General features: G+C 63.1%; 9 protein-coding genes. 4 read left to right on the forward strand and 5 right to left on the reverse strand.

Annotated features, from left to right (window positions below; genetic code table 11):
• Positions 1-59 precede the first annotated feature (59 nt).
• From C7A17_RS02780 to C7A17_RS02790, 3 genes are all read left to right on the forward strand, one after another.
• The gene (locus C7A17_RS02780; protein WP_106736575.1) at positions 60-1,247 is read left to right on the forward strand and encodes an MFS transporter; all 1,188 of its coding nucleotides are present in this window, start codon (positions 60-62) and stop codon (positions 1,245-1,247) included.
• 83 nt (positions 1,248-1,330) lie between these two features.
• Positions 1,331-1,726 (forward strand): GFA family protein, encoded by a 396-nt coding sequence (locus C7A17_RS02785; protein WP_199796387.1) that lies wholly within the window; start codon positions 1,331-1,333, stop codon positions 1,724-1,726.
• 297 nt (positions 1,727-2,023) lie between these two features.
• Positions 2,024-3,211, forward strand: coding sequence for a GGDEF domain-containing protein (locus tag C7A17_RS02790; protein ID WP_106736576.1), 1,188 nt, complete (start codon positions 2,024-2,026; stop codon positions 3,209-3,211).
• 280 nt (positions 3,212-3,491) lie between these two features.
• Here the strand turns inward: C7A17_RS02790 and C7A17_RS02795 are convergent, their stop codons facing one another.
• The 5 genes from C7A17_RS02795 to C7A17_RS02815 all read right to left on the reverse strand — a co-directional run bounded on the left by C7A17_RS02795 (position 3,492) and on the right by C7A17_RS02815 (position 12,288).
• The gene (locus tag C7A17_RS02795) at positions 3,492-4,025 is read right to left on the reverse strand and encodes a cytochrome b (protein ID WP_106736577.1); all 534 of its coding nucleotides are present in this window, start codon (positions 4,023-4,025) and stop codon (positions 3,492-3,494) included.
• A 182-nt stretch (positions 4,026-4,207) separates the two neighbouring features.
• Complete coding sequence (mdoH, locus tag C7A17_RS02800; protein WP_106736578.1) at positions 4,208-6,748, reverse strand: glucans biosynthesis glucosyltransferase MdoH; 2,541 nt, start codon at positions 6,746-6,748, stop codon at positions 4,208-4,210.
• Positions 6,741-8,276 (reverse strand): glucan biosynthesis protein G, encoded by a 1,536-nt coding sequence (locus tag C7A17_RS02805; RefSeq protein WP_106736579.1) that lies wholly within the window; start codon positions 8,274-8,276, stop codon positions 6,741-6,743. Before C7A17_RS02805 ends, mdoH begins: the two co-directional genes overlap by 8 nt.
• 259 nt (positions 8,277-8,535) lie before the next feature.
• Positions 8,536-10,830 (reverse strand): beta-glucosidase BglX, encoded by a 2,295-nt coding sequence (gene bglX, locus C7A17_RS02810; RefSeq protein ID WP_199796388.1) that lies wholly within the window; start codon positions 10,828-10,830, stop codon positions 8,536-8,538.
• Positions 10,831-11,049: 219 nt separating this feature from the next.
• Positions 11,050-12,288 carry an RNA polymerase sigma factor gene (locus C7A17_RS02815; RefSeq protein ID WP_106736581.1) on the reverse strand — a complete coding sequence of 413 codons (1,239 nt, stop codon included), beginning with the start codon at positions 12,286-12,288 and terminating at the stop codon, positions 11,050-11,052.
• A 153-nt stretch (positions 12,289-12,441) separates the two neighbouring features.
• Between C7A17_RS02815 and C7A17_RS02820 the strand changes: the two genes are divergently transcribed.
• Positions 12,442-13,080 carry a lysoplasmalogenase gene (locus C7A17_RS02820; RefSeq protein ID WP_106736582.1) on the forward strand — a complete coding sequence of 213 codons (639 nt, stop codon included), beginning with the start codon at positions 12,442-12,444 and terminating at the stop codon, positions 13,078-13,080.
• Positions 13,081-13,155: the final 75 nt, after the last annotated feature.

Here is a 13,155-nt window from a genome sequence, read left to right on the forward strand (position 1 = left end):
CCGCTTGGCGTTACCTGCCTAACCTTGCGCCTGTCGCTTCCTCTCATCGAGATCCCATCATGACTAGCCAGACCTCCTCACTCACGAGCGAGTCGCCAGCCCTGCCGCAGGCATTGGTGCTGCTGTTCGCCCTGTGCTGCGGCGCCATCGTCGCCAACCTCTACTACGCCCAGCCGATCATCGAGCTGATCGCCCCGGATGTCGGCCTCAGCGCCGAGCGCGCCAGCCTGATCGTTTCGCTGACGCAGATCGGCTATGCCCTCGGGCTGCTGTTTCTGGTACCGCTTGCCGACCTGCTGGAAAGCCGTCGGCTGATGCTGATCACCACCGCGGCCGCCCTGCTCTGCCTGCTGGCGGCCGCCTTCGCGAATCAGCCGGATCTGTTTCTCGGTCTGGCACTACTGATCGGCCTCAGCTCGGTCTCGGTGCAGATGCTGATTCCTCTGGCGGCCAACCTGGCACCGGAAGCCAGCCGGGGCCGCGTCGTGGGCAACATCATGAGCGGCCTGTTGCTGGGCATCCTGCTGGCGCGGCCGCTGGCCAGTCTGGTGGCTGGCGAGCTCGGTTGGCGCGCGGTGTACCTGATGGCTGCCGGCCTGATGCTGCTGATTACACTGGTGATCGCCACCACCATCCCGCGCCACGCCCCCAGCCACCGCGCCAGTTACGGGCAACTGCTGGCTTCGCTCATCCACCTGCTGCGCCGCTACCCAACACTGCGCCGCCGTGCGCTTTATCAGGGACTGATGTTCGCCAGCTTCAGCCTGTTCTGGACTGTGGCGCCGCTGGAACTGTCGCGTCACCTGGGATTGAGCCAACAGGACATCGCCCTGTTCGCCCTCGCCGGCGCCATCGGCGCAGTGGCGGCGCCCATCGCCGGGCGCCTGGCCGATGCCGGCCACACCTGGCGCGCCAGCCTGGTGGCGCTGATCCTGGCGCCACTGGCCTTCGCCCCCAACCTGTTGAACACCGGGCTGGGCTGGGTCGGGCTGATCGTCACCGCCATCGTCCTGGATTTCGCGGTGCAGATGAGCATGGTGCTGGGTCAACGCAGCATCTACGCCCTAGAGCCGCAGAGCCGAGCCCGCCTCAATGCGCTGTACATGACCAGCATCTTCGTCGGTGGCGCCATCGGCTCGGCGCTGGCCAGCCCGGTCTACGAGCGCTTCGGTTGGTCAGGCACGGCCCTGCTGGCCGCCGGATTGCCCCTGCTGGCTCTTTGCGCCTTCCTGCGCGGCGACAGGTGATCGCACCTGCCGGCTGTGGTTCACTTCGCCACACGGAAACCGGCCGCACATTGCTGGTTCGACCAGGGGAAGGAGGCACTGCGATGGCAACCATGAAGATTCACGAAGGCGGCTGCCTGTGCGGCCACATCCGCTTCGCCGCCAAAGGTCAGGTGCTCCGGCCACATACCTGCTCATGCCGAACATGCCAGCGTCACTCCGGAGCCTTGACCCAGGCCTGGGTGGAGTTCGCCATCGACCAAGTCGAGTGGACAGGCCCGGGCGGAGCACCGGCCACCTGGCGCTCATCGGAGTGGTCGAGCCGGGCGTTCTGCCCGGTATGCGGCAGCACCATCGGCGCCATCGACGACGAGCCGACACTAGCCATCGCCGTGGGTGTGTTCGACACTCCCAAGCGCAAGACACTGATGCCGCAGTACCACTCCCATGTTTCCAGCCGCCCCCACTGGTGGCGCCTGCAAGAGCCGAATCAGGGCTGATACCCGCCCCAGCTGTGCCGCCGAAGGAAAGGGGTAGCAGGGAAAATGCAGGCAACAAAAAACCCGCCGAAGCGGGTTTCTTCCCAACCATCCGACATCCTGTCGGTGGCCAATCCTGGCCTGGTCATCGTCCTTGATCCTCAGCGATCCGTCGCTGCAGGGGATGTGTATAGATTAATGATCGGGCCTAGGCAGACATAGCAGCGGTTGGCGCCAGTACGTGTAGGAGATTTGCTATAGCGTTACCGATTGACGATCCTGCCGAGCCCCTTATGCTCAGGGAAACAAGGAGTCGTCATGCATTCAGCCCCGGAAGCTCTCCGTTCGCTCCCTGAAAATCGCTATGCCGAACAGTTGCACCGCGGTTTTCGTTTCTTGCGCTTCAGCCAGCAGCTGGAACCGGAATATCGCCAATACATCAGCCAGGTGCAGGCGCGCTACCAGAAAGTCGCCGTACTCCTGGGGCTCGGCATATGGATGGTCTTCACCTTTGTCGACGTACTGCGCCTAGATCTGTGGCAACGCTTCCCTGACTACCCGGCAGCGCTCTGGAGCCTGCTGCTGGTGCGCGGCGCGATCATCCTCATGCTCGGCCTCCTCGCCCTGCAGCTGCTCAACGGCAGCCGGGGGCACTACGGCCCGAACGTGGTAACCGTCACCCTGCTGAGCCTGGTGCTGGGCACCACGCTAACGGTCGTTCTCTACCAGAATCTAGACGTCCACATCTCCAACAGCGTGCTGCTGCTGATGGCCATCACCCTGTTCTTTCCCCTCGGCCTGTCGTTTCGCGGCAATCTGCTGCTGGCAGCGGCCAGCCTGCCCCTGGTCGTGATACCAGGTCTGTGGTTATTAACGGAGACGCAACAGGTCGATCACCTGCGCCTGTGCTTCATCTTCAGCCTGGCACTGCTGATCTGTGCAATGGGCGCCTATGTCAGGGATCACACCCAGCGCGAGCAATTTCTGTTGCTGCAACTGCTGGACTGGCAAGCCAATCACGATCCGCTCACGGCCTTGCACAACCGCCGCAGCTTTACTCAGCACCTGGATCTCGCCCTGCTCCAGGGGCGACGGGAGTCAGCCAAGGTCGCGCTGTTGATGCTCGACATCGATCATTTCAAGCGCTTCAACGATCACTACGGACATCAAGCCGGCGACGATGCGCTACGCCAGGTCGGCCGACTACTGCAGCATTTCGCTCGTCGCCCCATGGACATGGCAGTACGCCTGGGCGGAGAAGAGTTCGCCCTACTGCTGTACGGCTGCGACGCTGAGCAGGTGCGAGCGCTCGGAGAAGCGCTGCACAGCGAATTGGCCTCCCTGAACATTGCCCACGCCGCCTCACCGACGGCCAACCAGCTCACCGTGAGCATTGGCGCGCACCTGGCCATGGATGGCGAAAGCAGTGAGGAGCTGTATCGCCGAGTCGACGGCCTGCTCTATCAGGCCAAACAGTCCGGTCGAAATCGCCTGACACTGGGCTGAGCTTTTGCCGGCCAGACAAGAGCATCGGGAACATCCTTTGGCATCGCCTGCACGCCCGAACGCTTGCCGTGAAAAATTGCAGGCAACAAAAAACCCGCCGAAGCGGGTTTCCTCCCAACCATCCGACATCCTGTCGGTGGCCATTCATGGCCTGGTCATCGTCCTTGATCCTCAGCACTCCATCGCTGCAGGGGATGTGTGTAGATTACTGCTCAGGCCGGTGCGGCAAAAGCGGTGCTTACCGCCATAGCGTGTAATACATTCGCTATAGCCGGCCAACTCAACGACCGATCATGCGCGCCAGCACGTCTTCACCACTCTGACGGCGATGGACGAAAGCCATCGCCGCATGGCCGATCACCATGAACAGCAGCAGCCAGCCGAGGTTGCCGTGCAGCAGGCTGGCCAGGGCAATCATCCACTCGATCTTGCCATCGCTGAAGCCGGGCATGATGGTCATGCCGAAGGCGACGAACTCGCGTCCCGAACCGTACTGGCGCAGCAACGCAATGAAGGGAATCACGAACATGAGTCCATACAGCGCCAGGTGACCAAAGCGCGCCAGGCTGCTGACCGCTGCCGGGCGCCGGCCGCTGTTGTACAGCGCCCACAATAGGCGAATCACCACCAGCACCATCAGCAGCAGGCCGGTGGCCTTGTGCGTACCCCAGGCGAATTTATCCAGGGCGCTGTCCTCTACCAGTGTGTGCGCGAGCACGGTCACGAATTGCCAGCCGAGCAGAACGGCCATACCCCAGTGCAGCAGGCGCGTAACGGCGCCATAGCGCTGTGCAGAATCATGCAGGTTCGACATCACGGTTCCTCTCCAATGTCATCAATGAAATCTACGCGGCTTCATGCCGCTATCGGTGCGAAAGACCCGTCCCAGAGCCAATGGTGCCGCGCCGACTCAAATCATGAGCAAGAGAGATGTTAGCAAGGATGTCAGAAAGGCATCACGGCACGCACCCGTGAAAACGAGGACGTGCCGGATGATCAGGCGTCGCGCAGCGCTTCGCGCCAGGCGTGGTATTGCGGCTCCTGCCAGATGCGCGCATGCAGCCGCGCCATGCCGTCAGGATCGTTGAGCAGTCGCCAGCGGGTTGCCTCGACCTTGCCCTCAGGCCCGGCATTGAGGATTTCCTCGATACGCGCCTCGCGCAATGCTTCGGCAGCCGGCACCACCTTGGCGTGGCGGGCACGGGCCATGGCGCAGACCAGGGCGTTGTACAACGGATCGACCACGGCACGCAGGAAGCCCTTGCGCAGCGCCCGCGCGCTGTTCAGTTGCTCGTACGCAGAGGTGTTGCTCAGTTCAAGCGGAATCTTGTGCTCTTCCGGAATCACGAACAGCTTGCTGCGTCGGGCCGCCAGCCCCGGTGTGGTTCGGCTGGTCAGCACCGACACCACCGGCGAGAGAATCAGCGACACAACGATCGGCGCCAGCCACCAGAGGAAATCCGGATCGAGCCACGCAACCAGCGCAGTCCAGCCGATCCCCAGCAGCACCTGGGTGCCATGGCGGCGGAAGGCTTCGCTCCAGGGCGTCGAATCATCGACACGCTGTGGCGAATTCCACTGCACCGACCAGCCAAGGAAGGCGGCCGTCACGAACAGGCTGTGGAACAACATGCGTACCGGTGCCAGCAGAACCGAACAGGACGCCTCCAGCAACATCGACAGCAACACCCGCAGACGGCCGCCATAAGCGTCGGCGCCCTTGATCCAGATCAGCAGTACGCTGAGCAGCTTGGGCAGGAACAGCAGGGTCATGGTCGCGGAGAACAGCGCGATGGCCTGCTCCGGCTGCCAACGTGGCCATAGCGGGTAAAGCTGATTGGGCTGCAGGAAGTACTCCGGCACCATCAGCGTATGAATCGCCAGCAGGCCGGTGGACAGCAGCAGGAACAGCAGCCACAGCGGAGCCGACAGATAGGACATCACGCCGGTGAGGAACACCACGCGGTGCACCGCGTGCATGCCGCGCACGAGGAACAGACGGAAGTTCATCAGGTTACCCTGGCACCAGCGGCGATCACGCTTGAGCTCGTCGAGCAGGTTCGGCGGCAGCTCTTCATAGCTGCCCGGCAGGTCGTAGGCGATCCACACACCCCAGCCGGCGCGTCGCATCAGCGCGGCTTCGACGAAGTCGTGGGACAGGATCGCCCCGGCGAAGGAACCGGTGCCCGGCAAAGGCGCCAGCGCGCAGTGCTCGATGAAGGGTTTGACGCGAATGATCGCGTTGTGGCCCCAGTAGTGCGACTCACCCAGCTGCCAGAAGTTGAGCCCCGCGGTGAACAGTGGCCCGTAGACGCTGGTGGCGAACTGCTGCAGGCGCGCGTACAGAGTGTCCATGCCGGACGCCTTGGGCGCGGTCTGGATGATGCCGGCGCCCGGGTTGGCTTCCATCAGGCGCACCAGGCGCGTCAGGCATTCGCCACTCATCACGCTGTCGGCATCGAGCACCACCATATAGCGGTAGTTGCTGCCCCAACGACGGCAGAAGTCGTCGATGTTGCCGCTCTTGCGCTTCACCCGGCGCCGACGGCGGCGGTAGAAAATGTGGCCGAAGCCCTCGACCTCGCGGCACAGCTCCATCCAGGCCTGCTGTTCGGCGACGCAGATGTCCGGATCGTTACTGTCGCTGAGGACGAAGAAATCGAAGTGCTCGAGTTGCCCGGTGGCCTTGAGCGACTCGAAGGTCGCGCGCAGGCCGGCGAATACACGCGGCACGTGCTCGTTGGCGATCGGCATGACCAGCGCGGTGCGCGCCCGCGGCGAGATCGGCTCGTCACCGCAGCTGCTGGCCGAAATGCTGTAGCGGTCACGCCCCTTGAGCAACTGGAAGAAGCCCATCAGCGCCGTCCAGAAGCCCATCGACACCCAGCAGAACAACAGGGCGAACAACGCCAGGATGCTGGTCTGCACCACGTACGGCAGAATCTGCCGCGCCGACTCCAGCCAGGGTTGCTCGAACACCAGGCCCAGGTCGACCAGCGACCAGCCCTGGTAAGGCAGCACCGATTTCATGTACCAGGTGGCGACCACCGTCTGCACCAGCATCAGCACCAATAGGGCGCTGCGTCGCACGGCGGCGACACGCCGCCAGTGCGCTTCGCTGAAGGCTTCGGGCTCACGCGTACGCGGCCGCGGCGCCGTCTTCTTACCCTTGAGACGCGACCAGCCGCGACTCAGGATATTGATCTGCCAGGGCTCCGGAACCATGCGCGTGCGGGTGATCGGCGGCGTGGAATCGATGGTCGGGCGGCCCTGGTGATCCTGCACGATACGGCAGCCACGCTCGACAGCGTCCGGCCAGCCCAGTGCCAGGCGCGCTGGCACCGAGTCGAGCATCTCACGGGTTTCTTCTAGTGGCTCGGCAACACCGTGCTCCTGCTCCTGCAGAGCCCGGTGCAACGCGGCGAGATCACCGCCCTCCAACTCCAAGCGATGGGCCAACGCCTGTTGCCGCTCCTGATCGAGCGGCAGCTCATCGAGATAATCCTGGATCTGTGTAGCGTCGAGGGAGTTATTCATGGGAAGGCAGCTGATAGCTCCAGGTTTCCGACAAAGGCTTGCCATCCTCGACCAGGGCGGCACGCATCTCCACCGGCTGCGCCGAGTTCTTGACCTTGATCCGCAGGGTCAGGCGCCAGCCCTTGCTCACCGGGTTGTAACGCAGGCTCTCTTCCAGCAACTCGGCGTTGCCATCAACACTGACCTGCGCGGTCGGCGCTGCATCGGGCGAGCGCTTGGCCAGTTCCTTACCAACGAAATCGACCACCAGCGCGGTACTGCCATCTGCCTGACGAATCAGATTGGCCTGCTTGATATCACCCTCGGACAGACGGGTCTGGCTGACCATAGCCAGTTGCGGATCGTGCAGCTTGGCATCGTCACGGCTGAAGTGTAGGCGATAGGCGACATCCAGCGACTCCCCCTGAGCCGGCAGCTTGTCCGGGCGCCACAGGGCGACGATGTTGTCATTGGTTTCGTCCGGCGTAGGAATCTCCACCAACTCGACGTGACCGGCCCCCCAGTCACCGACGGTTTCCACCCAACCGCTCGGGCGCAGCTCGTAGCGATCGTCGAGATCCTGGTACTGGTTGAAGTCACGACCACGCTGCATCAGGCCAAAGCCACGCGGGTTGTCGATACGGTAGCTGCTGACGTTGAGGCGCTGCGGGTTATTCAGCGGACGCCAGATCCACTCGCCATTGCCGGCATGGATCGCCAGACCATCGGAGTCGTGCAGTTGAGGACGATAGTTCGGGCGCGGCCAAGGCTGGTTGGCACCGAACAGGAACATGCTGGTCAGCGGCGCAATGCCAAGCTTCTCGACGTTTTCGCGCAGGTACACCTTCGATTGCACGTCGAGCACGCTGTCACGGCCCGGCTTGATTTCCATCCGATAGGCACCAGTGGCACGCGGCGAGTCAAGCAGCGCATAGATCACCAGGCTGCGGCGATCCGGTTGCGGCTTCTCGATCCAGAACTCACTGAAACGCGGGAACTCCTCACCAGAGGGCAACGCCGTGTCGATCGCCAGGCCACGGGCGGAGAGGCCGAACACCTGCCCCTTGCCGACGATGCGAAAGTAGCTGGCGCCGAGCACGCTCATCACTTCGTCATGCCTGCCATCGGCGTTGATCTCATTGATGACCTTGAAGCCAGCGAAACCCAGACCTTTAAGATCATCCGGATTCAGATTGAGATCGCCGAAGTCGAACATCGACGGATCGTATTTGATCTCATGAGTACCTTCGGCGGTCACTTCGTTGATCTTAACCGGTACGTCGAAGTGCATGCCCTGGTGGAAGAAGTACAGCTGGAACGGCGTCTTGCCGTCACGCCAGTGCGCCTTTTCTTCAAGGAAACGAACTTTCTGGTAGCCAGCAAATGGCAGCTCGCGCAACGATGCCGGCAAACGGCTTTGTGGCGCGCTATAGCCTTCGGCGGCAAGGGCCTTGGCCTTGACCGCCACATCATCCAGATCGAAGGCCCAACTCTGGGCAGCGAACAGCAGAGGGAGCACACAGAGGGCCAGCTTGCCGGCCTTGCCCATACGGGCTCCAGAACAACGACTCATCGACACACAGCCTCCAAGGCGACACGTATTGACGTGCAGCAGCTACCCCACGGGCAACCGCTACACGGAATTCAAATCAGGCGAATGATGCAACGACAACGCGAGCGCAATGCAGACAGCCAACCGAGCGGAGACGTCCCCGCATGCGCGGATTCTTTCTGCGCATTATTACCAGATCGTGAAGTCTGGCAAAGGTACCCGCGCGAGTATATTTTCGCCTCCTAGAGCCACCCCTTCACTGGCGTGGCAGCAATTCAAAACGTGCTTCCTGCACGGTCTCCGAATCCAGCCCTAGCTGAACGCGGAAGGCGCCTGGCTCGCTGACCTGCTGCAGGCTAGCGTTGTAGAAACGCAGCATGCTTTCATCGATCTCGAAATGCAGCTCGCGAGCCTCACCAGACTCAAGCTTGACCCTGCGGAAATCCTTGAGTTCCTTCACCGGCCGGATCACCGAGGCGGCCTCGTCGTGCAGATACAGCTGCACCACGGTGGCGCCAGCTCGTGGCCCGACGTTCTTAAGCGTAACGCTGACGCGAATTTTCTCCTCTGGCCCCATGCGCTCGGCGGACAGCTTTGGAGCAGACAAGCGGAAATCGCTATAGCTCAAACCATAGCCGAATGGATACAGCGGGCCATTGGGCTCCTCGAAATACTGGGAAGTGTAGTTGCCCGGTGTCCCTGGCGTGTACGGTCGTCCCACACGCAGATGATTGTAGTAGGTCGGAATCTGCCCAACCGAACGCGGGAAGGTGATCGGCAGCTTACCCGAGGGGTTGTGCTCGCCGAACAGCACATCGGCGATGGCGTGGCCACCCTCGATGCCGCTGTACCAGGTTTCCAGAATCGCGTCGGCGTTTTCCTTCTCCCAGCTCAGCGCCAGCGGTCGCCCGTTCATCAACACCAGCACCAGCGGCTTGCCGGTGGCCTTGAGCGCACGCAGCAGGGCCTGCTGGCTGTCAGGCAGATCCAGACGGGTGCGGCTGGACGACTCATGCGACATGCCACGCGCCTCGCCGACGGCAGCGACGATAACGTCAGCCTGCGCCGCGACGCGCACGGCTTCCTCCAACATCGCTTGCGGCGTGCGCTTGTCCAGCACCACCTCCGGGCGATCCCAGTTGAGTTGGTTCAGATAGTTGATCACATGAGCATCGTCGGTGACGTTCGCGCCCACCGCGTAAAGCAGCTTGCCCTGGCCCTTGAGCGCCGCCTCCATACCTTTGCGCAGCGTGACGGCCTGCTCGGCCACGCCGACGGCAGACCAGCTGCCAAGCATGTCCACCGGCGAATCGGCCAGCGGACCGATCAGGGCGACGGTCTTGGTCTTGCTCAATGGCAGGGTGTCGCCATGGTTTTCCAGCAGCACCAGTGAATCACGCGCCATGGCCCGCGCATCGGCACGGTGCAGGCGACTTTCGGCGTTGACGTCGGCCGGATCGTCCTCGGCGCGGCCGATGCGGCGGAACGGATCATGGAACAAACCCAGGTCGTACTTGGTAATGAGTACGTGGGTAACTGCCTCATCCAGCACACTCTGCGGTACTGCGCCGCTGCGCACCAAAGCTGGCAGCTCCTGATCGTACAGCGTGTCAGCCATGCTCATACCAACACCGGCGGTAATCGCCAGGCGCGCAGCCTCGCGACCATCAGCGGCCACGCCATGGCGCATCAGTTCGGTGATCGCACCGTGGTCGCTCAGCGCCACTCCCTTGAAGCCCCAGTCACGGCGCAGCAGGTCGCGCAGCAGCCAGGTGTTGGCCGAGGCCGGCACACCATTGATGGCGTTCAGCGCCACCATCACACCACCGGCGCCCGCGTCGATGGCCGCACGGTAGGGCGGCAGGTAGTCCTGGTACATGCGCATCGGGCTCATGTCGACCACGTTATAGTCGCGTCCGCCCTCCACCGCGCCGTAAAGGGCGAAGTGCTTGACGCTGGCCATGATGCGCTGCGGATCGCTGGGATCCTTGCCCTGGAAACCATGCACCATGGCCGTGGCGATGCGTGAGACCAGGTAGGGATCCTCGCCAAAACCTTCAGAAGTGCGGCCCCAGCGCGGATCGCGGGAAATATCCACGGTCGGCGCGAAGGTCATGTCCAGGCCATCGGCACTGGCCTCGAAGGCTGCGACTCGAGCACTGTTCTCGATGGCCGGGATGTCCCAGCTCGAGGCCAGCCCCAGACCAATCGGGAAGGTGGTGCGATGGCCGTGAATGATGTCGTAGGCGAAGAACACCGGAATGCCCAGGCGGCTGCGCATTGCAGCCTCCTGCATCGGGCGGTTCTCCGGCCGCACAACCGAGTTGAACGTGGCGCCGATACGGCCGGCGGCCATCTCCTCACGGATGCGCTCACGCGGCATATCGCCGCCGATGCTGATCAGGCGCAGTTGACCGACCTTCTCCTCCAGGGTCATGCGCTTGACCAGATCGGCGATAAAAGCCGATTTGTCATCAATGGAAGGGGCGGCAACCACCAGGCAGGGGGCAACGAACAGGGAGGCAAGAGCGAACTGGCGCAGAGATTTCATCAAGAGCGGCATCCGGGCTGCAGATCATTGTTTGAATGCTCGCCACGATACTCCGAGTCCGCCCCCCGCGCCGCTGCCTGGCATAAAAAAACTGGCGTGTTTTCACACTATCGCAATGACATTGCAAGCATTGACTGGTGCTAACCTATGAGTAAGGAACAGATTCTTATCAAGCGGCAAGTTGGAAACTGGTCAACCCAGGAAAGGTGAACGTTCACACTACGGTTCGTCACCCAACTCCTCCAGCCTCTTCTGCAGAAACTGCCGATCCGGGCCCTGCTGCGCCAGCGTCAGGGCCTGGCGATAGGCAACCAGCGCCTGCTCACGGCGGCCCAGCCGGCGCAGCAGGTCGGCCCGCGCTGCATGGGCCAGGTGGTAGCCTTCCAACTCTCCCTTGGCCAGTAGACGGTCGACCTGCTCCAGCCCGGTCTCAGGCCCATCACGCATGGCCAGCGCCACGGCGCGGTTGAGTTCGATCACCGGCGACGGATTCAGGCGCAGCAGCTCGTCGTACAGGCCGACGATCTGCATCCAATCGGTTTGCTCCAGACTGTCCGCCTCGGCATGCACCGCGGCAATCGCCGCCTGCAGGCTGTAAGGGCCGAAACGCCGTGAATGCAGCGCCTGCAAGACCAGGGCCTCGCCTTCGGCGATCAGCTCGCGGTTCCACAGGTTGCGATCCTGAGCCTCCAGCAGAATCACCTCGCCATCGACCCCGCTGCGTGCCGCACGACGCGATTCGTGCAGCAGCATCAGCGCCAGCAACCCCTGCACCTCCGGCTCGGGCAGCAACTCCAGCAGCAAGCGGCCTAGGCGAATCGCCTCGTCGGACAGCTGGCTGCGGGTCAGCGATTCACCGGAGCTGGCGAAATAGCCTTCGTTGAATACCAGATAGACCACCCGCAACACCGCCTCCAGGCGTTCGGGCAGTTCGCTGCGCCCCGGCACTTCGTAAGGGATGCGCGCATCGCGAATCTTCGCCTTGGCCCGCACGATGCGCTGCGCCAGGGTCGAGGGGCTGGAGAGAAAGGCGCGGGCGATCTCTTCGGTGCTCAGGTCGCACACCTCGCGCAGGGTCAGCGCCACCTGGGCATCGCTGGACAGCGCAGGATGGCAGCAGGTGAAGATCAGGCGCAGGCGGTCGTCCTCGAGTAGCTCGCCCTCCTCGGCGCCGCGCTCGTCCGACAACTCGACCTGATCATCGAGCGGCTGAAAGCGGCGCTGCCGACGCAGGCTGTCGATGGCACGAAAACGCCCGGCAGACACCAGCCAGGCACGCGGATTGTCCGGTACGCCCTCGCGCGGCCACTGCTCTACCGCACTGCGAAACGCCTCGTGCAGCGCCTCTTCGGCCAGGTCGAAATCGCCGAGCAGGCGAATCAGGGTGGCGAGTACACGACGAGACTCTTCGCGGTACAGCCGCTCGATCAGCTCGGTGACAGGTGGCGATATCGACATGCGCTTCTCCTGAACGAACACATACGTTGCCCAATACTGCCGATGGCGTCGAGTGGCGGCACGATCCGCCCCTCGATTTGGCACCCCTCGCATTGGCAGCCATCCGGTCGCTGGGCATAGTCGCGCCATTCCAATCACGAAGGGAGTCTTGCTATGCGTTGGTTGCTGCTCGGTCTGGCAGGTGCTGCGGTATTTCTCTACGGCCGGATCACCGGCGATACGCAGCTCAGCCTGCTGACCAAGGGCATCCCAGTGATCGCCCTGCTCCTATGGCTGCACCAGGCGCCGGCCGGCACCTACCGGCGCTGGATCGGCATCGGCCTGCTGTTCTCCCTGGCCGGTGACATTCTGCTGGACTGGCCCGGCGACCTGTTCGTGTTCGGCCTCGGCGCCTTCCTGCTCGGCCACCTGGCCTACCTGCGCGCCTACGTCTCCGACAGCCGCCAACCTGCCCTGCCCGCCCTGCTGCTTGCGCTGATCGCCGGTGGCGCGATGTTCGCCATACTGGCCAGCAGCGGCCTGGGCGAGCTGCTGATTCCTGTGGCCTGCTATGCCACCGCGATTTGTCTGATGCTCTGGCGCGCCCTGGCCCGTATCGGGCACCCGGCTCTGCAGCCACGCTCAACCTGGCTCGCCGCCGGCGGCGCCGTCCTCTTCGTGCTGTCCGACAGCCTGATCGGCATCGACCGCTTCGTCGCCAGTTTCGACGCCGCACCCTACGCCATCATCCTTACCTACTGGCTCGGCCAGTGGGGAATCACCGCCTCAGCCTTTCAACGCACCCAGGTTTGATCGCCCCGGCGAGCAGTCGGAAAAACCCTGACTATTGCCCGCACTTGGCCAGGCTTTGTACGAAAAGTGCCTGCG

The sequence above is a fragment of the Pseudomonas mendocina genome (assembly GCF_003008615.1).
In the GTDB taxonomy this organism is placed as follows: Bacteria; Pseudomonadota; Gammaproteobacteria; order Pseudomonadales; family Pseudomonadaceae; genus Aquipseudomonas; species Aquipseudomonas mendocina_C.